Source organism: Sulfuriferula sp. (genome assembly GCF_054605375.1).
Genome location: NZ_JBTSEG010000019.1, coordinates 43,139 through 63,773 on the forward strand (window position 1 = coordinate 43,139; position 20,635 = coordinate 63,773).

Below are 20,635 nucleotides of genomic sequence, written 5' to 3' on the forward strand. Positions count from 1 at the left end.
AGGGCGATACTGCGACCCCTCGGACTTGCCGCCTGCTGTCGATTACTTCGCTACGTGCTGTACGAAACGCAGCATGTTGCAGGTATAACCGTATTCATTGTCATACCAGGCGACGACCTTGACGAAGGTGGAATCCAGCGCAATGCCGGCTTCCGAGTCGAATACCGAAGGCGCCGAGTGACCACGGAAATCAGTGGACACCACTTTTTCAGTGGTGTAACCCAGCACGCCCTTGAGGGCGCCTTCAGAGGCGGATTTCATTGCCGTACAAATGTCCGCGTACGTGGCCTCTTTATTCAACTCCACGGTCAGATCCACCACCGACACGTCGGAAGTTGGCACGCGGAATGCCATGCCGGTCAGCTTGCCTTTCAATTCCGGCAACACGACACCGACGGCCTTGGCGGCACCGGTAGACGACGGAATGATGTTTTCCAGAATACCGCGGCCACCGCGCCAGTCCTTGCTGGATGGACCGTCAACGGTTTTTTGGGTTGCCGTCGCAGCATGCACCGTCGTCATCAGGCCGCGCTTGATGCCCCAGTTATCGTTCAACACCTTGGCGACTGGCGCCAGGCAGTTGGTGGTGCAAGAAGCGGCCGAGACAATGGCCTCACCTGCATACTTGGTGTGATTCACGCCGAATACAAACATCGGGGTGTCATCTTTGGAAGGCGCTGATTGCACGACCTTCTTGGCCCCTGCGTTGATGTGCGCCTGGCAGGTTTCCTTGGTCAGGAAAAAACCGGTCGATTCGATAACAATATCAGCACCGATTTCGTCCCACTTCAAGTTGCTTGGGTCGCGTTCGGCTGTCAAACGGATTTTTTTGCCATTCACCATCAGGTTGTTGCCTTCAACGGCCACGTCGCCATTGAAACGGCCATGCACCGAGTCGAATTTCAGCATGTACGCCAAGTATTCAGGGTCGAGCAGATCATTGATCGCGACCACTTCAATATCCGGGAAATCCTTGGCAATTGCGCGGAATGCCATGCGGCCAATGCGGCCAAAACCGTTGATACCAACCTTAATAGTCATAATTTACCGCCTCCAATATAAAAAGATGAATCCTCTCGTCGCCAGGGGCTTGCGCACCCTGGCAAGGGTATTGCCGTTACATTACGCTCTTGACGGTTTTCACCAGATTTTCCACGGTGAAGCCGAAATGCTTGAACAGATCCGGTGCAGGCGCCGATTCGCCGAAGCTATGCATGCCCAGCACTGCGCCATCCAGACCGACATACTTGTACCAGCCATCCGTAGAACCTGCTTCAACGGCCACGCGCACCACACCCTGGGGCAGTACGCTGGCCTTATAAGCGTCGTCCTGACGGTCAAAAGCGCTGGTGCAAGGCATTGACACCACGCGTGCGGCAATTCCTTCGGACGCCAGTGCTTCCTGTGTCTTGACCGCCAGTTCGACTTCCGAACCGGTAGCGATCAGTACCACCTTGGCATTGGCTGCGTCTTTCAACACATAACCGCCCTTGGCGATGTTGGCGATGGTAGCTGCGTCGCGCTGCATGAATGCCAGGTTCTGGCGGCTCAGGATCAGACTGGTCGGGCCGTCGTGTTTTTCCACGCCCTGCCCCCAGGCAACAATGGTTTCCACGGTATCGCATGGACGCCATACGTCCATGTTCGGAATCATGCGCAAGGTGGCGGTTTGCTCAACCGGCTGGTGCGTCGGGCCGTCTTCACCCAGACCGATGGAATCGTGGGTAAATACCCAGATCACGCGCTGCTTCATCAACGCCGCCATGCGCAGGGCATTGCGTGCGTATTCGGAGAACATCAGGAAGGTGCCGCCAAACGGCAGCACGCCGCCATGCAGCGCCATACCGTTCATGATGGCGGACATGCCGAATTCGCGCACGCCGTAGGAAATGTAGTTGCCGACACTATTGGCTTTAACATGGTGGCAGCCTGTCCAGTTGGTCAGATTGGAACCAGTCAGATCGGCGGAGCCGCCAAGGAATTCGGGCAGCGCGGGTGCCAGCGCATTGATGGCGATTTGTGATGCCTTGCGCGTTGCGACGGTTTCACCCTTGGCGTTGATGGCGGCAATCGCCTGCGCCAGGTGTGCATTCCAGTTCGCCGGCAATTCGCTTGCCATGCGACGCTTGAATTCGGCTGCTTCGGCCGGGAAAGCGGCTGCATATTCAGCGAATTTGTTATTCCATAACGTTTCCAGCCCCGCGCCCTTGGTCCTGGCATCCCAGCCTTCATACACATCGGCAGGAATTTCAAACGCCGGGTGATCCCAGCCAATATGCTTGCGGGTATCGATGATCTCCTGCGCACCAAGCGCAGCGCCGTGCACATCATGGGTGCCTTCCTTGTTGGGAGAACCTTTACCGATGATGGTTTTGCAGCAAATCATGCTGGGCTTGTCGGTCACGGCTTTGGCCGCCTGAACAGCTGCGTCTACTGCTACGGCATCGTGCCCATCCACACCAGCGATCACATGCCAGCCGTAAGCCTCGAAACGCTTGGGCGTATCGTCGGTAAACCAACCTTCGACGTGACCATCAATCGAGATGCCATTGTCATCCCAAAATGCAATCAGCTTGCCCAGGCCCCAAGTGCCGGCCAGCGCGCAGGATTCGTGCGAAATGCCTTCCATCAGACAACCGTCGCCGAGGAATACATAGGTATGGTGATTGACAATCTCATGGCCCGGCTTGTTGAATTCCGCCGCCAGCAATTTTTCAGTCATCGCCATGCCGACTGCATTGGTGATACCTTGACCCAGTGGACCCGTGGTGGTTTCTACACCAGGCGCGTAGCCATATTCAGGGTGACCAGGCGTTTTCGAATGCAGCTGGCGAAAACGCTTCAACTCATCCATTGGCAGGTCGTAACCGGTCAGATGCAACAGCGAGTACAGCAACATCGAACCATGGCCGTTGGACAGCACAAAGCGATCACGGTCGATCCACTTCGGGTTGGCCGGGTTATGGCGCAGGTGATGGTTCCACACCACTTCGGCGATTTCCGCCATCCCCATCGGTGCGCCGGGATGGCCCGATTTGGCTTTTTCCACCGCATCCATGGACAGCGCCCGGATAGCGTTTGCGAGATCGGTACGAGTTGCCATTGTTTCTTCCTCAGTCAATAAAAATACGTTTAATACTGCAAAAACGGGCCCCCAGGCTTGCAACCGGCATACCCGAAGAGGGAGCGTTCAGAATATTTGCAACCCGCGGGGTGTCCCGCAAGCAGGCAATTCAAATGCTTAAGTGGCGCAGTGTCGCTGCCCAACAATAGAAAATGCAGCGAAAGTTCTTGATTATGGCCGAGCCAGCCAAATTGGGCAAGTTCGACAAGCGTCTGAATTGGCGGCAAAAGCCATGGATTTGCGACCTAAAATGCCCGGCTTTTAAGGCTCAGCGCGGTAGTTTGCAAATCATGTCGAGGATAATCAAAGTTTTTAATTGGGCCGCCCGGTTCATTTATCCGCAGCACGTATCCAGGCTTTCCACTCAGCAAACAAATCAACGCCCAGCGCAGCCACCACAGGCCGTTCCCACAGATCGTCGGCCCAAAAATCATCACAAATCAGCGTACACATTTGCCCCCCTGCCTCTTCCATGATCAGGCAGCCGGCAGCGTAATCCCACAATTTCTGGCTGCCATGCAAATACACATCGAATCGCCCGGCCGCGGTGTAACACCAATCCAGCGTACTGGCACCGAAGTTGCGCTGCGAACTATAGGGCGGGTGTAACGCCACCTGCGTCGCAATGGCGTCGCTGATGCGTTTTAATTCCACCCCGGCCAGACTGTGGCTCAAATCGGGCGAGCGGGTTCTGATCGGCAGGGGTTCGCCATTTAAAAATGCTCCCCGGCCTTTTTCGGCATAAAACATCTCATCGGCGACCGGATCATAAATCACGCCCATCACACTGCGCCCGGCTTTCATCAACGCGACGGAGACAGCGAAATAGGGCACGCCATTGACAAAATTGGAGGTGCCGTCGATAGGATCGATACACCACAGCCCATCGAATCCTGCCGCCCATAACCTGCGCTGCTCGGCTTCGGACATTTCCTCACCCAGTACCGGATAAGGGGCGATGCGCGTCAACTCGCTGACCAGCGCGACCTGGCAGGCCAGATCAGCTTCGGTACACAAACTGCCGTCCGCCTTGCGGCTGTGGGCCACTTTCAGATAGCGCGGCATCACCTCAGCCTGGGCGACGCGTTTGACCACATCAATAACGGATTGCAGCACCGCTAAGCCGCCTTCCATTTAATCGAGCAGCCCATGCTGGGAATCTGCTCCAGCGGGCCAGCCTGCTTCCGTGCTACCTGCACCATGGCATCGAACAAATCACGGCGCACGCCTTCCGGAGATGTCTCCTTGCGCGAAGCATCAAAACGACCGCGGTATTGCAATTCAATATCACGATTAAATCCGAAGAAATCCGGCGTGCACACTGCGTCATAAGCACGTGCGACAGCCTGATTCGCGTCGTACACATACGGGAAGGGAAAGTCGAACTCGGCCGCCACTTTCTGCATATTATCGAAGCTGTCTTCCGCGTAATCAGCCGGATCGTTGGACATGATGGCAATACTGTTTATCCCGTAAACATCGCGCAGTTCCCGGCAATCGCGCACCAGGCGCGGACGAATGGCCTGCACATAAGGGCAGTGATTGCAGATGAACATCACCAGCAGACCATTTTCGCCCAACGCCGATTGCAGCGTATAACGCTGACCATCTACACCAGGCAGATCAAAATCCGGGGCCTTCCAGCCGAAATTGCAGACAGGGGTTTGCAGACTGACCATTTACTTCGACTCCAATTACAATACGATGCCCGTTATCATATCACGCACCCCTGCCCGCCCTGAGCCACCATGCCACGTTTCTACCTGCCCGAAGACCTTGCTGAAAATACTCTGATCAAGCTGCCGGAATCGTGCGCTCACCATGCCGCACGCGTATTACGCCTGGCGGTCGGCGACACAATCACGCTATTCAATGGCCGGGGCGGCGAGTGGACGGCCAGCATCCATCACATCGGCAAACGCGAGGTGGAAGTACAGGTAAGGATATGGCACGATGTGGAGCGTGAAACCCCGCTACGCGTCACGCTGGCGCAGGGCATTTCCAGCGGTGAACGCATGGACTACACCCTGCAAAAAGCGGTGGAGATGGGTATCCATGCGATTCAGCCGGTCGCCTGCGCACGCAGTGTCGTAAAGCTCTCCGGCGACCGCGCCAGCAAGCGTCGCGCCCATTGGCAAAACCTGGTGATCGCCGCCTGTGAGCAGAGCGCACGCAACCGTGTGCCGACGGTATCCGACATTACCCCCTTGCCCATCTGGCTGGCGCAGGCTGCCGTGCCGCTCAAGCTAATATTCGCACCGGATGCGCAACACACCCTGCATACCCTGCCGCGCCCCGCAGGCGCTGTGACCATACTGGCCGGGCCGGAAGGCGGCTTTGCCGCGGCCGAATACAGTGCAGCACTGGCTACAGGGTTCATTCCAATTCGGCTGGGGCCACGTGTGCTACGCACTGAAACCGCGGCTCTGGCAGCACTGGCTGCCATGCAAATCCTGTGGGGAGATCTGTAACAAACGCTCGTATTTTTGTTATACACTTCAAGCACATCCAATCCAAATCCAATAATAAACCGTATGGCAGCCTCTCCACCCTCCACCTTCGTTCACTGGTTTCGCGCTGCTGCGCCCTATATTCATGCCTTCCGCGGCAAGACTTTTGTGATTGCCTTTGGCGGCGAGGTCCTGAGCGATGGCCAATTCACCCACCTCGCACATGACCTCAATCTGCTGAACAGCCTTGGCGTACGCCTGGTACTGGTACATGGCGTACGTCCGCAAGTCGAAGAACATTTAACCCAGCGTGAGGCAGCGATCCGCTATGCCGACGGCCTGCGCGTTACGGACGATGCCGCGCTGGCCTGCGTCAAGGAAGCCGTGGGGGAAGTTCGCGTGGAAATCGAGGCGCTGTTATCGATGGGGTTGCCCAATAGCCCGATGGCCAACGCCGATATTCGCGTAACCAGCGGCAACTTTGTCACTGCGCGGCCACTGGGCGTGCGCGGCGGCGTGGATCTGCTACACACCGGCGAAGTGCGCAAGGTCAACGCTGCCGCCATTCGCCAGCGCCTTGACGACAACGACATCGTGTTGCTATCGCCGCTGGGTTATTCGCCCACTGGCGAAATATTCAACCTGTCGCTGGAAAACGTGGCCACCAAGGCCGCGCTGGCACTGGATGCCGACAAACTGATTTTCCTGATGGAGACCGAGGGCGTGCACAATGCCCGGGGTGGGCTCCTGCGCGTACTCACTGTGCCGGAAGCGGAAAAAATAGTCGCCGCCAAACGCAGCTTGCCGGAAGACGTGACATTTTACCTGCCGTGCGCCATCGCCGCCAGCAAACACGGCATCGGTCGCGTGCATCTGATCAGCCGTCACATTGACGGCGCATTGCTGTCGGAATTATTCACTCATGCCGGCATCGGCACCATGCTCACGCCGGCACGGCTGGAAACCCTGCGCCCGGCAGGAATTGACGACGTCGGTGGCATTCTGGAACTGATCCGTCCACTGGAAGAGGACGGCGTGCTGGTGCGGCGCTCGCGTGAGCGGCTGGAAATGGAAATCGAACGTTTCATCGTACTGGAGCACGATGGCATACTGATTGGCTGCGCCGCACTCTATCCGTTTGCCGGTGAGCGCGCTGGCGAACTCGCGTGCCTGGCGGTACATGCCGATTATCGCGGCAAAACCCGTGGCGATACGCTGCTGGAAGCCGCCGAGAAAAAAGCCCGCGCGCTAAAACTGAAACACCTGTTCGTTCTCACCACACGCACCGCCCACTGGTTTATAGAGCGCGGCTTCAAGGAAGTCGATGTAAGCGAGCTACCCACAGGTAAACAGGCGTTATATAACTACCAGCGCCGCTCCAAAGTGTTCGTTAAACCCATATAATCCGGGCAATGAACCCTACACGCCGCCAATTATGCGCACTCATGCTATGTTGCAGCCTGCCGCTCGGCGCCCGCGCGACGGCGCTGCCGCTCATCATCGGGCTGTATCCCAACCTGTCGTCACAACGTCTGTTTCGCCTGTACCAGCCACTCGGCAATTACCTGCAGCAGCAACTCGCACGGCCGGTACAGATCTACACCGCTAAAAATCCTCGCGCCTTCGTTGATGCAACCCGGCACGGCGACTTCGATATCGTGCTAACCCCCCCACACATGGCCTGGCTAGCCGAGCTTGAAGCCAATTATCGGCCACTTGCCACTTATGCCGCCACAATCCAGGGCGTACTGATCGTCGCAGCGTCATCCGGACTGAGTTCACCCGCAGAATTAAGGAACACCGATATCGCCATCCCCGATCCTCTGGCATTCACGACCATACTGGGAACGGTCTATTTGCAACAAGCCGGCCTGCGCCGCGGTGCGGATTACCATTTCCTGAATCGTGGCACCCACAACAATGCGGCGCTTGCCGTGATAAACGGTGAGGTTTCTGCAGCCATAGTCAACATACTTTTTTTCAATCAATTACCGGAAAAAATGCGGGGTAAATTACGCATCATCGGTGCAACACCCGCGGTAAAAAGCTTCTTTTTCATGGCCAACCCACGGCTCCAGGCAGCCACCATCCAGGCAGCGCAGGATGCCCTGCTGGGCTTCGGCAGTGCGCCGCATGGGCGTTTATTCCTTGATCACAGCCACTTCGGCCGCATCCTTCCCGCAGACGATCACAGCCTGGCCGAGATGGCACACTACGGCGCGGAAGCACAACGTCTGTTAAAGGAGCCGCGCCCATGAAGCGTCATGTTTCCATACCGCTGTGGGTCAAATTATTCCTGACCACCATGCTGGTGCAGTTCACCATGCTGGGCTTGCTGGCTTTTACCAGCATGCATGAGGCGCAACAGCGCCTGCTGGAAAATGCCGAATTGCGGCTGCAGGAACTACGCGTGCCGCTCGAATCCGCACTCAGCACCGCGCTGTTTGAGAGGGATATTGCCGGGATACAGGAACTGCTTAACTCGATGTACAAGGAAAAAAGCCTGCGCTATCTGGTTGTGACCGACATGCAAGGCAGGCGACTCGCGGCAGCTGGTCTGAATAACAGCAAACTCCCCGCGCAAAACCGCAGCTTCACCGATGTGGATAGCGACGGTGTATTCAACACCGCCATACCCATCACCCTGGGAGACGAACGCTATGGAACGCTTCATTTCGGCATTTCCACGGATTTTCTCAGGAATGCCGAAGCCCGCATGAAATACAAAATGCTGGCCATAAGCGGTGTCGCGCTCGTGCTGTCATTCGTATTGCTGATCGCCATCAGCCTGTGGCTTACGCGTCATTTACGCCAACTGGCGGAAGCCAGCCAGACCATCGCTGCGGGTAATCTCAACATCCATCTTCCTGTCACCAGCCATGATGAGGTAGGGCAACTCAATCAAGCATTCAACGCCATGGCCGCCAGCCTGCGCGGCCGCATCGAGGCATTACAGCAGGCCGAATCCATCCAGCGCCGTTATCTCGCTGAAACGCGTGTGGAAAAAGCCCGTCTGCTGGCGTTATTGTCGGCAATGAACCTGGGCATCCTGTTCGTCTCCATCAACAACCGGGTGGCCTATACCAACCCGGCTTTCACCCAAATATGGATGATCCGCAACAGCGACAATCTGGTCGGGCGTGAAATTGCCGACCTGCTCAATGACTCGGGTTGCATACTGGCGCGGCCGGATCATTTCTCGCGTCACATCATGGGCGTAATGAGTACGCATGAAAGTTCGGACAGTCTGGAAATTGAAATGACTGACGGCCGCGTGATTACCCAGCTGTCTTATCCGGTGCGTGAACAGGACGGCCGCATCATCGGGCGCATCCTGATTTTCGAGGACGTCACGCGTGAACGCCAAACCGCTGAACAACTGATTTATCTGGCTGAGCGTGACTCGCTGACCGGTCTATACAACCGGCGCCGTTTTGAGGACGAACTGTGGCGCATGGTGAGTGACATCACGCGTCACGGCAATAGCGGCAGCCTGCTGTTTTTTGATCTGGACGAATTCAAGTATATCAACGATACCTTCGGCCACCGCGCCGGGGATTCGATGCTGATCCGCGTCGCTGGCGCGGTGGGAGCGCTGATCCGCAGCAACGAAATATTCTGCCGTCTGGGAGGCGATGAATTTGCCATACTGATGCCCGACGCCAGTGACGAGGACGCCCAATCGCTGGCAGAACGTATCGTACGCGCAGTGGCTCAGATTCCATTCCGTTTCGAAGGCAAGAACCTGCGCCTGACCTGCAGCCTCGGCATTGCCGCCTATCCACAGCATGCAGAAAGCGCCGAGCAACTGGTTGCCCATGCGGATGCCGCCATGTATCAGGCCAAGGAGGCTGGCAAGAATGCCTGGCGCAGCTACCGGGCCGATCTGGATACTTCGCGCGAAATGATCCAGCGCATGAGCTGGAATGAACGCATCGGACGCGCGCTGGATGAAGACCGCTTCGTGTTGCACTTCCAGGGAATTTATCACACCCAGAGCGGTATTCTTGCCCATCTGGAAGTCCTGCTGCGCATGCGTGACGAGACGAACACGGAACAACTCATCATGCCGGGCCATTTCATTCCGCTGGCAGAGAAAAGTGGCCAGATTTTGCAGATAGACCGCTGGGTGATCAAGGAGAGTATTGCCCTGCTGCAGGCCAAACCGGAAATTCCTGCACTCGCGGTGAATATTTCGGGGCGCTCGCTGGATGATCCGGGCCTTGCCCTGTTCATTTCTGACGAGCTGCTCGCAGCCAAAGTTACGCCGCGCCGTCTGATGATCGAGATTACCGAAACGTCCGCATTATCCGACCTGCAGGAGGCGCAACGTTTCATCCAGGCATTGCGCCACACCGGTTGCATCATCTGTCTGGACGATTTTGGCACCGGTTTTGCATCTTTCGCGTATCTCAAGCACATCAAGGCCGACATTCTCAAGATTGACGGCCTGTTCATCCGTGACATCATCTTCGAACGCGACAATAAGGTTTTCGTCAAAGCGATAGTCGATGTAGCGCGCGGGCTGGGGAAAACCACCGTGGCCGAATTCGTGGAAAGCCATGAAATCTATATGGTGCTGAAGGAAATGGGCGTGGACATGGTGCAAGGCTATCACCTCGACATCCCCAGCGGCGGGCACTGGCAAACCAAGCTGGGCAAGCCTGCCTTATCGTAGCCGCCAGATCACGCACGCCAGCAAGTCCGGCGTCACACTGGTAAAATGACTATTGTTCTGAATTTATCTTTAGGTAATACATCTTGATCTCCACCCAAGGCCTCACTATCCAGTTCGGCGCCAAGCCGCTATTTGAAAACGTCACCGTCAAGTTCGGAGACGGCAACCGCTACGGCCTGATTGGTGCCAACGGTAGCGGCAAGTCCACCTTCATGAAAATTCTTGCCGGCCAGCTGACCCCGACCTCCGGCCATGTCGCGCTGGACAGCGGCGAAAAACTGGGCTGGCTGCGCCAGGACCAGTTTGGTTTCGAAGATCAGATCGTGCTCGACGTGGTGATGCAGGGTGATGCCGAACTGTGGGCGGTCAAGCAGGAAAAGGATGCTATCTACGCCAATCCGGAGGCCACCGAAGAAGACTATATGCATGCTGCCGAGCTGGAAGGCAAGTTCGCCGAGCTCGACGGCTATTCGGCCGAAGCGCGCGCCGGCGAACTGCTGCTCGGCGTGGGCATTCCCACCGACAAGCACAATGGCCCGATGCAGGAAGTCGCTCCCGGCTGGAAGCTGCGTGTTTTGCTGGCACAGGCGCTGTTCGGCAACCCGGACATCCTGCTGCTGGACGAGCCTACCAACAACCTCGACATCAACACCATCCGCTGGCTGGAAAACGTGCTGGACCAGCGCACCAGCACCATGATCATCATCTCGCACGATCGCCACTTCCTGAACTCGATCTGCACCCACATGGCCGATCTGGACTATGGCAAGATCCAGCTATTCCCCGGCAACTACGACGAATACATGACCGCCGCCGCGCAAGCACGCGAAGGCCAGGCCGCCGCCAATGCCCGAGCCAAGGAAAAAGTCGCCGAGTTGCAGAGCTTTGTGTCGCGCTTCTCCGCCAACGCCTCCAAGGCGCGCCAGGCCACTTCCCGCGTCAAGCAGATCGACAAGCTCAAGCAGGACATGGTGGTCATCAAACCGTCTTCACGCCAGTACCCCTACATCCGCTTCGAGCAGGAAAAACCGCTGCACCGCAACGTGATCGAGGTGACGGATCTCGCCATTGGTTACGACGCGCCGCTGTTTTCCAAATTAAGCTTTATGGTTGAGGCGGGCCAACGCCTGGCCATCCTGGGCGAAAACGGCACGGGTAAATCCACGCTGATCAAAACCCTGGTCGGCGAACTGCCCGCCAAGGCCGGAACCATCAAATGGTCGGAGAACGCCAAAATCGCCTATTACGCCCAGGATCACGCTGCCGAGTTCGACACCGACCTCACCCTGTTCGACTGGATGCAGCAGTGGACCCAGCCCGGTGACGACGACCAGATGGTACGCGGCGTGCTCGGCAAACTGCTGTTCTCCGGCGACGATGCAAAAAAATCGGTGCGCGTGCTGTCCGGCGGCGAGCAGGGACGCATGCTGTTCGGCAAGCTGATCCTGTCGCGCGCCAATGTGCTGGTGCTGGACGAACCCACCAACCACCTCGACATGGAATCCATCGAGTCGCTCAACACGGCAGTGGAACTGTTCAAGGGCACGGTGATTTTCGCCTCGCACGATCGTTCCTTCGTGTCCTCGCTGGCCAGCCGTGTCATCGAAATCACCGATCAGGGCCCGACCGTGTATGACGGCAACTACGAGGATTACCTGGCCAGTCGCGGCGTGGCCTGATGAAACTGGTCGTTCTGATTTCCGGGCGCGGCTCCAATCTAAAAGCCATCCTGGATGCCCGGCTCCCGGTGGAGATTGCCGCGGTCATCAGTAACCGTCCTGACGCCGGCGGGCTGGATCTGGCGCGTGCGCAAGGCATCCCTGCACTGGCACTGGATCACAAGCAATACACCCAGCGTGAAGACTTCGACAACGCGCTGATCGAAGTCATTGACCGTTATCAGCCGGAGCTGGTGGTATTGGCTGGCTACCTGCGCATTCTCAGCGACAGCTTCGTGATGCATTACGCAGGACGGTTGATGAATATTCACCCTTCGCTATTGCCCAGCTTTCCCGGCCTCGATACCCATGCACGTGCACTCGCCGCAGGCGTGAAGATTCACGGCTGTACGGTACATTTTGTAACTCCTACGCTGGATCATGGCCCCATCGTTCTGCAGGCCGCAGTAGCAGTACGCGCCGATGACACGCCTGTTACCCTGGCAGCACGTGTGCTGGCTGCCGAACATTGCATTTACCCCAAGGCCATTGCCTGGTTTGCCGAGAGGCGGCTGCTGGTGCAAAGTGACGGCCGGGTAAACTTGCGCGACGATAGCGGGTCTGAACAGACACTATTCATTTCCGGAAGCCCGTCATGATGCGTTATATAGCTCTGCTGCTAGCCTTGATAGCTGTACCTGCGTTCGCCGCCCCGCGCCAGGTCCAGATTGATTACCTTCTTACGCATAACGGCCTCGAAGTCGGCACCGTGCACGAAACCTACACGCGCCGGGGTAACAGCTACCGCATTGACAGCCAGACGCGCGCTGCGGGTCCGCTCGCCGTATTGTTCAAAGGCGAGCTGGAAAGTATCAGCGAAGGAAAAATCACCGCACACGGCTTGCGCCCAACAAAATTCGAGCAAACCCGCAGCGACGCCCCACAAAAAAATATCAGCTCCAGTTTTGACTGGAAGACCAGGAAAGTCACCCATACCAGCAAGGATCGCAGCGAAGCCGTCGCATTGCCTGCCGACGCCCAGGACCGGCTGTCGGTGCTGTACCAATTCATGTTCGTCAAGCCGGGTGCAAAAAAACTCGATTTCGATGTCTCTACCGGCCATAGCCTGAGCCACGAAGTCTATACCTTGGTGGGTGCAGAAACCCTCGCCACACCGGTCGGTGCGCTCAAAACCCTGCATTACCGCAACCAGCCGGAAAAGGGCGAAAAGCAGATCGAGGTATGGCTGGCACGCGACAGGCACTACCTGCCCGCGCAAGTACGCATCGTTGATGACGGCGCCACGGCCCTGCAAACGCTCAATCAGATCAAGATCGAATAAACTCTTGCATGGCTGCCGTCAGTGACCGGTCCAGCAGCTTGAATTCGACGGCGCGAATGCGCAGGATTTTCCTGCTGGCGCTGGTGATATCCGTCCTGGCACACTTGCTGCTGTTGGCAACACCTGATTTTCTGCCGTCTGCGGCGGAACACCCTGAAACAATGATCCAGGCGCGTCTGCAACCGTTGCCATTGCCCAAGCCGGTCGTCAAACCCAAACCTGTACCGGCGCCGGTTATCAAAACCATCCGCAAACCCCGCCCCAAACCCAAGCTCCGCACTCAACCCGCACCACCCAAGCCAGTGCCAATCCCTGAGCCACCCACCCCGCCCATGCCCGGAACAAATGCCACGCCTGCATCGACTCAAGCTGTGCCGACTGCCCCGGCGGAACCACCAACCGACACGGCTGCTGCCAGCGAACCGGCGCCGCTACCCTCCGCGCTCCTGAATGCCTTGCCGGGGAAAATCGACATCAATTACACCTTGTACTGGGGTGCCAATGGTTTCAAGGTGGGACGCGCTGCCTATATCTGGCAGGTGCAAGGCGATCATTACGTGCTGACCAGTATTACCGAGGGCACCGGCCTGATCGGATTAATCCAGCCAGGCAGGCTGGTGCAGATCAGCGAAGGTCACATCACACCGCAAGGTCTGGCACCGGATAATTTCTGGATTCAGCGCGGCAAAACCACGCCCGGCAAAACATCCGTTGCCCATTTCAATTACCAGCAACATACCGTCACGCTAGGCAAAATCAACCACACATCCACCGTGCCCCTGCTGCCCGGCGCACAGGATATTCTCAGCGTGACTTTCCAATTGGCGATGCTCGCCCCTTTCCAGGACGAGCAACTGCTTCATGTCACCAGTAGCAAAGATCTCACTCCCTATACGGTACAGGTGGTGGGTGACGAGATGCTGGATACTTCTGTGGGGCAGTTGCGCACACTGCATGTGGTACGCAACCAGGAGGCGGGTGAAGACGCGATCGATGTATGGCTAGCGCAGGACTACAATTACCTCCCTGCCAAAATTCAGATTAACCACGGCAAATTCGGCATCGTCGAGCAAGTAATCAACGGCATCAAGGTCGAACACTAGCGCCTTGCAGGCGCACGGATCAGGATATTCCCTGTAGCTGCGCGCGTATGCTTCGCGCCAATGCCAGCGAGGCTTCCAGCGAGGCATCCACGCAGGTGAAATGCCCCATCTTGCGCCCCGGACGGGCGGATTGTTTGCCATACAGGTGCAGTTTGGCTGCCGGGTGTTGCAGCAGCGCCGCCCAATTGGGTTGACTGTCGCCCCACAGATCGCCCAGCAGGTTCACCATTACTGCGGGGGTATGTTGCGTGGTGGCGCCAGCCGGCAGGTTGCACAAGGTGCGCACCTGCATCTCGAACTGGCTGGTAAGACAGGCGTCGAGTGTGTAGTGACCGCTGTTGTGCGGGCGCGGGGCAATTTCATTCACCATCAGCCGGCCACCTTCCACTACAAAAAACTCCACCGCCATCACGCCGCAATAACCGAGTTGATCAGCAATCGATTGTGCAGTGTCACGCGCGCTTTGTGCCAGCACTTCGTTGACGCGTGCCGGCACGATGCTGAGGTCGAGAATGCCGGCTTCGTGAATATTTTCCGCCACCGGGTAGAGCGCGCATCCGCCGGATTCATTGCGCCCCAATACCACAGACAATTCGCATTCCAGCGTCAGCATTTTCTCCAGCACGCATACTTCGCCACTCATGGCTGCAAAAGCAGCCTGCGCCTCATCAAGACTGGCAACACGCGCCTGGCCCTTGCCGTCATAACCAAAGCGCGACACCTTCAGCACAGCGGGAAAACCGACCTGCGCGCAGGCAGCAGCGATCTCCGCCTGCGTTGCGACCACCGCAAACGGCGCGGTGGCAAAGCCATGCGCATGCAGCCAGGATTTTTCCGCCACCCGATTCTGTGCGATTTCCACTGCCTCGGCGCCCGGCTTGACGGGGCAATGCAGCGCCAGCGCCCGCAAGGTTTGCGCCGGGACATTCTCGAATTCGGTGGTCACCGCCGCGCACTCACGGCCCATCTGCGACAGCGCCGTTTCATCCTGGTAGCCGGCACACAAGTGTAAATCGGCGACTTGTCCAGCCGGGCTGATGGGATCGGGATCGAGCACCATCACGCGGTAACCCATGGTACGCGCGGCAATGGTGAACATGCGTCCGAGCTGGCCACCGCCCAGCATGCCGAGGGTGGCACCGGGTAATATCATCGGGCTCACGGTCAGGCTTCCGGCAGACTCATGTTGAGCACATTGGCGGACTGTTCGGCACGGAATGCTTCCAGCCGCGCGGCCAATGCTGCGTCGCCATTGGCCAGCAGCGCCGCCGCGAACAGCGCGGCGTTGGCCGCACCCGCTTCGCCGATGGCAAAGGTGGCAACCGGAATGCCTTTGGGCATTTGAACAATGGAGAGCAATGAATCCATGCCCTTCAGATATCTGGAAGGTACCGGCACACCCAGCACCGGCACGGTGGTTTTGGCAGCCAGCATGCCCGGCAAATGCGCCGCGCCACCGGCACCGGCAATGATCGCATGCAACCCGCGTGAGGCAGCGCTGGCGGCATATTCAAAAAGCAGATCCGGTGTGCGATGGGCAGAGACAACCTTGGCCTCATAAGTCACGCCCAAGGACTTGAGCATCAGGGCAGCATGCTGCATCACTTCCCAGTCACTGTTGCTGCCCATCACAATACCGATTAAAGGTGTATTCATTTTAATCTTTCTTTATTCGCCATCCGTACCGTCTTCACGATAGGGGAAGCGGGTGTGGCCGTAACGCAGCGCCAGTACCGCCAGGGTAAGCATCAGGATGGCGGCGGCTACACCAATCAGGCGCCATTCGCCCATTTCCTTCATGCCGAGAATGATATAACGTGCCAGCGCGACGATTGCGATATAGATGGGATAACGCACAGGCAGCTTGCCCTGTTTGTAATACAGGCCGAGCATGGTGACAATTTCGAGATAGAGAAACAAGAGCAGCAGATCGGTCAGCGTGACAGTGCCCGCATCGACCATGATGCGCAGCTCCTGAAATCCGGCCACCAGGGTGGCCAGCAGAATGATCCCCAGACCCAAGTTTTCGACCCAGTGCAGAACACGCAGTGCGAAACGGTTGTGTTGCTGGATCATGATGCGCTTCCGGTTAAAATCAGTGTCGCATTTTAGCCGATTTGCGACCGATTACGTAGTCACACCGCTTTTTCTGCAAGCGGTACAAAAGGTTTGCGCACGCGGCATTGCTGCAATACCTCTGCTGCACGGCCGCTGCTGCCCCAGACCTGGATACAGCGTTGGGTTTCAAGTTGCACCGCCTCGCGCACGCCGGCCACCGTTGCCGCATAGCCTGACGCTCCGGCCGTGACATTGTCGCGTATGCGCTGAGCAGCGATATCGAGCAGTGCCGCACTGTAGTTGATCTTGGCTGCGCCAAAACCGATCATGCGCCGCATCTGGTCATCGGTGTAACCAGCGCTACCATGAATGCCGAGCGGGACGCCAACGGCCTGGTTGATTTTCGACAGCCGGGTAAAATTATACTTGCTGCTGCCGCCCGAATTGATCCGGCTGACCGACACCGCCAAGCACCCTACACCGGTGCGATCGACATAATATTTGGCTTCCAGTGGCGTGGTTGCGGCATTTCCCGAAGCCTCGGCCAGATCGTCTTCCAGCCCGGTTTCGATCAGCCCCACCTGACCGACCACCAGCACCCCCAACGGCGCAGCCAGCGCGACCACTTTTTGCGTTAACGCCACGTTGTCGGGCAGCAGCTTCGAGGACGCATTGAACACGATGCCACAGCAACCCATGTCAATCGCGGCTTCTGCCCCGGCAAGATCACTCTCTATTTCGACCTGAAAGGTCACGGGGATGGTGGCACGATGTCCCATTTCGGTCACGGCACGTGCCAGCGATTCGATATTGTCGGTACCGGGGTACGACTTGGAAATGCTCAGGATGATGGGGGCGCGCATTTTCTCGGCGGCTGCGATCACGCCTTCCAGTACGTTCCAGCTGACCACACCAAAGGCACCCACCGCGTAACCGTGTCGGTGGGCATGGCCGAGCATGTCCTGCATATCAACGAGTGGCATAAAGGGCTTTCATTTTTCCGGTTAAATCGGGTACGCATCAGCTTGCAGGTCAGCCGCGTAGCGCATCTGCAATGCCTGAAACGCGATGTCGCGGCTCTTGAACACATTTTCTGCGCCCGGCAAGTATTGCAGACCGGCGCTATCGAGCTTCTCCCGTACTGGCTGCTTCAGGCTGCTGAATGCCAGCTTCACACCTGCTGTATGCATGTATTTTGCGATTTCGCGTATTTTTTCCTCACCCGAGGCATCGATGTTGTTGATGCCATTGCCGATCACCAACACGATTTTTGCCTGAGGAAAATCGGCATGGGCACGCAATATCACATCTGTCCCAGCAAAACAGCACGCGGCTTCATGCGGCGCACCAGGAATATGATAATCGTCAACGCCACGCCGGCCAACACACCATTGGCAATGGACAGTGCCATGGACAGGGTCGCAACAAACGTGAACACCCCCGTTAGCGCGCCCATGCGATTGACCTTCCACGCCGCCATCAACAGCGGATGGATTTTGATCAGGTAGAAGAATGCGACAGTGATGCCGGCCACCCTATCCGCGCGCAGTTTTTCGGCACTGAGCGGAAACCAGCGCAAAAACGGAAACGGCATGAGCGCACGAGTCTTCATCGTGCGGGTCATCGGGTCAATCCCATATATAGTAGCGGCAGTTTTTCCGGCAGGCGTTCAACATGATCGACCACCATGTAATTGCGCGCGCCAAAAATGCGCGACACATACCCATCGGCGCGCGGATCCAGGCTCAGGCAGTAGGTAGCGATGCCATCACGGGTCAGTTCTTCCACCGCCTTTTTGGCGTCAAATCGCAGGTATTGCGGATCGCGCACATCGTTGTCGGCGGGTTCGCCGTCGGTAATCACCAGCAGCAGTTTTTTATTGCTGGGTTGTCGTTTGAGCAGTGATCCAGCATGCCGCATCGCCGCACCCATGCGCGTGGATAGTTGCCCACTCATGCCCGCTAGACGAGACTTCGCCTTGTCGTTGAAATCATCGTCGAAATCCTTGAAACGAAAATACTCCACGTCATGGCGGCCATTGGAATCAAAGCCATGCAGCGCGAAGGGATCACCGATTTTGTCCAGCGCATCGGCCAGCAGCACGGTCGCTTCACGCGCAAGCTGCAGCACTGTGCTGTCAGAACCCAGCACGCTGTCATTCGTGGATTCGGACAAATCTATCAATAGCAGTACGGACAAATCGCGTACCTTGCGCACACTGCGCATCATGATGCGCGGGTCGGGCTGCTCGCCCAGCCGGATATCGATCATGGCGCGCACCGCCGCGTTGAGGTCGATTTCGTCGCCATCTTCCTGCTTGCGCAGGCGCTGCACCCCCTGCGGCTGCATTGCCTCGATCAGGTGCTTGAGGCGCGCTACCAGCGGCTTGTGCTTGACGACAATCTCGTCGATCAACTCGACTTCGCCGGTTTTCGGACGCTTCTCCAGCACTGTGCACCAGTCTGGCCGATCCAGCTGCATCTGATAATCCCATTCGGCATAGTGATAAGGATCCGGCGGCGGCTCACGGCCTTCCTGCTGGTTGATGCTGGCGCTTTCCTCATCGCGAAAAAATTCGCTGTTCAGCACCCATATCTCGTTGGCATCGTCACCGGCACCTGGCACATCCAGCGTATTGATCATCTCCATCACGCTGACGTATTTGCGGATTTGCTGGGTGGTGACACCGGCGATTACCTGACCGGCTTCGAGTATGTCTTCGAACTCCCACATGTAGCGGTTGTCGTCACGGTAAACGATGTCGATCACGTCATTGGTATGACTGTAATTTGCGCCTGATGCGAGCAGCACGTCGGCCAGCTCGATACCCGCCTCGCGTACCCACACCCCCGGCTCGGATTCAGTACAGCGTGCGCGGAATAAACGGCACCCCAGTGCGACCCAGGCGTGCGTATCCTGGTAGGTATCATCCAGCAGCGCGCGCGCCAGGCGTGCCATCAATGCGGCAGCGCCGTCGCCCGACTGCGGCGTCGCGGTATGCAGCGGCAGCCAGGTCTGCCGAAGGCCAGGAAATTTTGCCAGTGCCAGCGCTTCTACGCGTGCATCCTCGATCAAGCCCATCAGCACCTTTTGCAAACTGCTCAGGCCGGTACTGTCAAACTGCCGCGTGGTGTAGACCTGATGACATGCAGCATGCGCCGCGCTGGCTCGGTACAGGGCAATGCCGGCTACCTGCTCCGCCTCGTCAGCGGCCGGATCCGGCACGAAATCATCGTAGGCGTCGGGCAAGTGGATGATGTAGCCATCAATATAGGGACGGTAACCCTCGCGCTGTTCGAAGTCTCCGCTGGTAGGGCGGAGGAAGAAGTCGCGTCCCCACAAGGCACGCAGGTACATGCCGATGCGACGCTGCACGTCGATGAACAAGGTGCCCTTGCGTTCCCGCTGCAATACGCCGATGGATTCCGGGCTGTCCAGACTGAAATATTTCAGCTGTCCGTCAAAATTGGTTTTGTGCGCCTGCGCGCCCCACAGCGCCCAGCGCCGCAGACCGCCCAGCGTGAGTTGGGCCAGCAGGGTGCCCAATTGGTCCAGCATCGGCCGCACGCCGCGTGGCGCCTGGGCCAGTAACATGTCCAGCAAGTGCAGATAACCGCGAAACAGCTCCGGATCGCCCAGCCGCGCGGCGGCCACCGGACTGGTCGAAAAAATCGATGCGATCACCGCAGCGCTGGTCTTGGAATACATCTTGATTGCGGCGGCCAGCAGATCAGCAACGGCATCTTCGCCCAGTTCGCGCGCCACGGCGGGCGCGTTCTGTATGAACGACACCACCAGGTCCGTGCCACGTCCCAGGGATTTGAGCCCGGTTGCGCCTTGCAGATAATAGCGTTCCAATCCGCGCGGGCTGAATACGCGCGCAGCTTCTCCCCAGGAGGCACGCAACACTTCGCCTGCATGCTCTCCGAGCTCGTCCAGAATATCTTGATACTTGTCGAGTTCGAGCGCCATCATTCTGCTCCGGAAATTTATTGGGAATGCCTTTGGCACTAGCCGCAAAGCGGCGCCAAGTCGGGTGTATACGGGTTAGCGGGACGGCGTGGATTTGATTACCTGCGCCGCGCCCGGCAACGTCTTAAAAGAACGTGCTGACTGCCGCATCCAGCGCATCGCGCATGTCCGGGTCATCCGTAATCGGGCGCACCAAGGCCATACGACAGGCGGCAGTCGGCTCCACGTCCTTGGCGATCAGGCTGCCTGC

At 57.7% G+C, this 20,635-nt stretch carries 20 protein-coding genes; 8 read left to right on the forward strand and 12 right to left on the reverse strand.

Features of this window, described 5'->3' with window-relative positions; all coding sequences use genetic code 11:
* Window positions 1–42: 42 nt before the first annotated feature.
* From gap to ACYCZJ_RS11435, 4 genes are all read right to left on the reverse strand, one after another.
* Complete coding sequence (gene gap, locus ACYCZJ_RS11420; RefSeq protein ID WP_461554349.1) at window positions 43–1,041, reverse strand: type I glyceraldehyde-3-phosphate dehydrogenase; 999 nt, start codon at window positions 1,039–1,041, stop codon at window positions 43–45.
* Window positions 1,042–1,117: 76 nt separating this feature from the next.
* The gene (gene tkt, locus ACYCZJ_RS11425; protein ID WP_461554350.1) at window positions 1,118–3,103 is read right to left on the reverse strand and encodes a transketolase; all 1,986 of its coding nucleotides are present in this window, start codon (window positions 3,101–3,103) and stop codon (window positions 1,118–1,120) included.
* Window positions 3,104–3,454: 351 nt separating this feature from the next.
* Window positions 3,455–4,240: an inositol monophosphatase family protein gene (locus ACYCZJ_RS11430; RefSeq protein WP_461554351.1), complete on the reverse strand. Its 786-nt coding sequence runs from the start codon at window positions 4,238–4,240 to the stop codon at window positions 3,455–3,457.
* Between the two features lie 2 nt (window positions 4,241–4,242).
* On the reverse strand, window positions 4,243–4,803 hold the full coding sequence (locus ACYCZJ_RS11435; protein ID WP_461554352.1) for a thioredoxin family protein: 561 nt from the start codon (window positions 4,801–4,803) through the stop codon (window positions 4,243–4,245).
* 69 nt (window positions 4,804–4,872) lie between these two features.
* Here ACYCZJ_RS11435 and ACYCZJ_RS11440 point away from each other — a divergent pair, with 69 nt between their 5' ends.
* From ACYCZJ_RS11440 to ACYCZJ_RS11475, 8 genes are all read left to right on the forward strand, one after another.
* The gene (locus ACYCZJ_RS11440; protein WP_461554353.1) at window positions 4,873–5,595 is read left to right on the forward strand and encodes a 16S rRNA (uracil(1498)-N(3))-methyltransferase; all 723 of its coding nucleotides are present in this window, start codon (window positions 4,873–4,875) and stop codon (window positions 5,593–5,595) included.
* Between the two features lie 63 nt (window positions 5,596–5,658).
* Complete coding sequence (argA, locus tag ACYCZJ_RS11445; RefSeq protein ID WP_461554354.1) at window positions 5,659–6,978, forward strand: amino-acid N-acetyltransferase; 1,320 nt, start codon at window positions 5,659–5,661, stop codon at window positions 6,976–6,978.
* Window positions 6,979–7,019: 41 nt separating this feature from the next.
* Window positions 7,020–7,832, forward strand: a complete 813-nt coding sequence (locus ACYCZJ_RS11450; RefSeq protein WP_461554355.1) for a phosphate/phosphite/phosphonate ABC transporter substrate-binding protein — start codon at window positions 7,020–7,022, stop codon at window positions 7,830–7,832.
* Window positions 7,829–10,252: an EAL domain-containing protein gene (locus ACYCZJ_RS11455; RefSeq protein ID WP_461554356.1), complete on the forward strand. Its 2,424-nt coding sequence runs from the start codon at window positions 7,829–7,831 to the stop codon at window positions 10,250–10,252. The genes ACYCZJ_RS11450 and ACYCZJ_RS11455 overlap by 4 nt, the downstream gene beginning before the upstream one ends.
* Before the next feature lie 83 nt (window positions 10,253–10,335).
* Window positions 10,336–11,931 carry an ABC-F family ATPase gene (locus tag ACYCZJ_RS11460; protein WP_461554357.1) on the forward strand — a complete coding sequence of 532 codons (1,596 nt, stop codon included), beginning with the start codon at window positions 10,336–10,338 and terminating at the stop codon, window positions 11,929–11,931.
* Window positions 11,931–12,569 (forward strand): phosphoribosylglycinamide formyltransferase, encoded by a 639-nt coding sequence (gene purN / locus ACYCZJ_RS11465; protein ID WP_461554358.1) that lies wholly within the window; start codon window positions 11,931–11,933, stop codon window positions 12,567–12,569. Before ACYCZJ_RS11460 ends, purN begins: the two co-directional genes overlap by 1 nt.
* Window positions 12,566–13,252, forward strand: a complete 687-nt coding sequence (locus ACYCZJ_RS11470; protein WP_461554359.1) for a DUF3108 domain-containing protein — start codon at window positions 12,566–12,568, stop codon at window positions 13,250–13,252. The genes purN and ACYCZJ_RS11470 overlap by 4 nt, the downstream gene beginning before the upstream one ends.
* A 56-nt stretch (window positions 13,253–13,308) precedes the next feature.
* Window positions 13,309–14,355, forward strand: a complete 1,047-nt coding sequence (locus ACYCZJ_RS11475) for a DUF3108 domain-containing protein (protein ID WP_461554360.1) — start codon at window positions 13,309–13,311, stop codon at window positions 14,353–14,355.
* 19 nt (window positions 14,356–14,374) lie between these two features.
* On the opposite strand, the gene ACYCZJ_RS11480 is transcribed toward ACYCZJ_RS11475, so the two are convergent.
* The 8 genes from ACYCZJ_RS11480 to ACYCZJ_RS11515 all read right to left on the reverse strand — a co-directional run.
* Complete coding sequence (locus ACYCZJ_RS11480; protein ID WP_461554368.1) at window positions 14,375–15,508, reverse strand: 5-(carboxyamino)imidazole ribonucleotide synthase; 1,134 nt, start codon at window positions 15,506–15,508, stop codon at window positions 14,375–14,377.
* Window positions 15,509–15,519: 11 nt separating this feature from the next.
* Window positions 15,520–16,011: a 5-(carboxyamino)imidazole ribonucleotide mutase gene (purE, locus tag ACYCZJ_RS11485; protein WP_461554361.1), complete on the reverse strand. Its 492-nt coding sequence runs from the start codon at window positions 16,009–16,011 to the stop codon at window positions 15,520–15,522.
* Between the two features lie 12 nt (window positions 16,012–16,023).
* Entirely contained in the window at window positions 16,024–16,431 is a 408-nt protein-coding gene (locus ACYCZJ_RS11490) for a phosphate-starvation-inducible protein PsiE (RefSeq protein WP_461554362.1), read from the reverse strand.
* 59 nt (window positions 16,432–16,490) lie between these two features.
* The gene (locus tag ACYCZJ_RS11495; protein WP_461554363.1) at window positions 16,491–17,396 is read right to left on the reverse strand and encodes a class II fructose-bisphosphate aldolase; all 906 of its coding nucleotides are present in this window, start codon (window positions 17,394–17,396) and stop codon (window positions 16,491–16,493) included.
* Window positions 17,397–17,417: 21 nt separating this feature from the next.
* Entirely contained in the window at window positions 17,418–17,720 is a 303-nt protein-coding gene (locus ACYCZJ_RS11500; RefSeq protein ID WP_461554364.1) for a sodium-independent anion transporter, read from the reverse strand.
* Window positions 17,717–18,037 (reverse strand): hypothetical protein, encoded by a 321-nt coding sequence (locus ACYCZJ_RS11505; RefSeq protein ID WP_461554365.1) that lies wholly within the window; start codon window positions 18,035–18,037, stop codon window positions 17,717–17,719. The genes ACYCZJ_RS11500 and ACYCZJ_RS11505 overlap by 4 nt, the downstream gene beginning before the upstream one ends.
* Window positions 18,034–20,385: a nitric oxide reductase activation protein NorD gene (locus tag ACYCZJ_RS11510; RefSeq protein WP_461554369.1), complete on the reverse strand. Its 2,352-nt coding sequence runs from the start codon at window positions 20,383–20,385 to the stop codon at window positions 18,034–18,036. Before ACYCZJ_RS11510 ends, ACYCZJ_RS11505 begins: the two co-directional genes overlap by 4 nt.
* Before the next feature lie 124 nt (window positions 20,386–20,509).
* Window positions 20,510–20,635: CbbQ/NirQ/NorQ domain-containing protein (locus ACYCZJ_RS11515; protein WP_461554370.1), on the reverse strand; the 126-nt coding region annotated here is incomplete at its 5' end.

Coding starts and splice junctions, on each gene's coding strand:
- gap (WP_461554349.1), bottom strand. CDS start 1,041: ATGACTATTAAGGTTGGTATCAACGGTTTTGGCCGCATTGGCCGCATG.
- tkt (WP_461554350.1), bottom strand. CDS start 3,103: ATGGCAACTCGTACCGATCTCGCAAACGCTATCCGGGCGCTGTCCATG.
- ACYCZJ_RS11435 (WP_461554352.1), bottom strand. CDS start 4,803: ATGGTCAGTCTGCAAACCCCTGTCTGCAATTTCGGCTGGAAGGCCCCG.
- ACYCZJ_RS11440 (WP_461554353.1), top strand. CDS start 4,873: ATGCCACGTTTCTACCTGCCCGAAGACCTTGCTGAAAATACTCTGATC.
- argA (WP_461554354.1), top strand. CDS start 5,659: ATGGCAGCCTCTCCACCCTCCACCTTCGTTCACTGGTTTCGCGCTGCT.
- ACYCZJ_RS11450 (WP_461554355.1), top strand. CDS start 7,020: ATGCTATGTTGCAGCCTGCCGCTCGGCGCCCGCGCGACGGCGCTGCCG.
- ACYCZJ_RS11455 (WP_461554356.1), top strand. CDS start 7,829: ATGAAGCGTCATGTTTCCATACCGCTGTGGGTCAAATTATTCCTGACC.
- purN (WP_461554358.1), top strand. CDS start 11,931: ATGAAACTGGTCGTTCTGATTTCCGGGCGCGGCTCCAATCTAAAAGCC.
- ACYCZJ_RS11470 (WP_461554359.1), top strand. CDS start 12,566: ATGATGCGTTATATAGCTCTGCTGCTAGCCTTGATAGCTGTACCTGCG.
- ACYCZJ_RS11475 (WP_461554360.1), top strand. CDS start 13,309: ATGCGCAGGATTTTCCTGCTGGCGCTGGTGATATCCGTCCTGGCACAC.
- ACYCZJ_RS11480 (WP_461554368.1), bottom strand. CDS start 15,508: ATGATATTACCCGGTGCCACCCTCGGCATGCTGGGCGGTGGCCAGCTC.
- purE (WP_461554361.1), bottom strand. CDS start 16,011: ATGAATACACCTTTAATCGGTATTGTGATGGGCAGCAACAGTGACTGG.
- ACYCZJ_RS11490 (WP_461554362.1), bottom strand. CDS start 16,431: ATGATCCAGCAACACAACCGTTTCGCACTGCGTGTTCTGCACTGGGTC.
- ACYCZJ_RS11495 (WP_461554363.1), bottom strand. CDS start 17,396: ATGCCACTCGTTGATATGCAGGACATGCTCGGCCATGCCCACCGACAC.
- ACYCZJ_RS11505 (WP_461554365.1), bottom strand. CDS start 18,037: ATGACCCGCACGATGAAGACTCGTGCGCTCATGCCGTTTCCGTTTTTG.
- ACYCZJ_RS11510 (WP_461554369.1), bottom strand. CDS start 20,385: ATGGCGCTCGAACTCGACAAGTATCAAGATATTCTGGACGAGCTCGGA.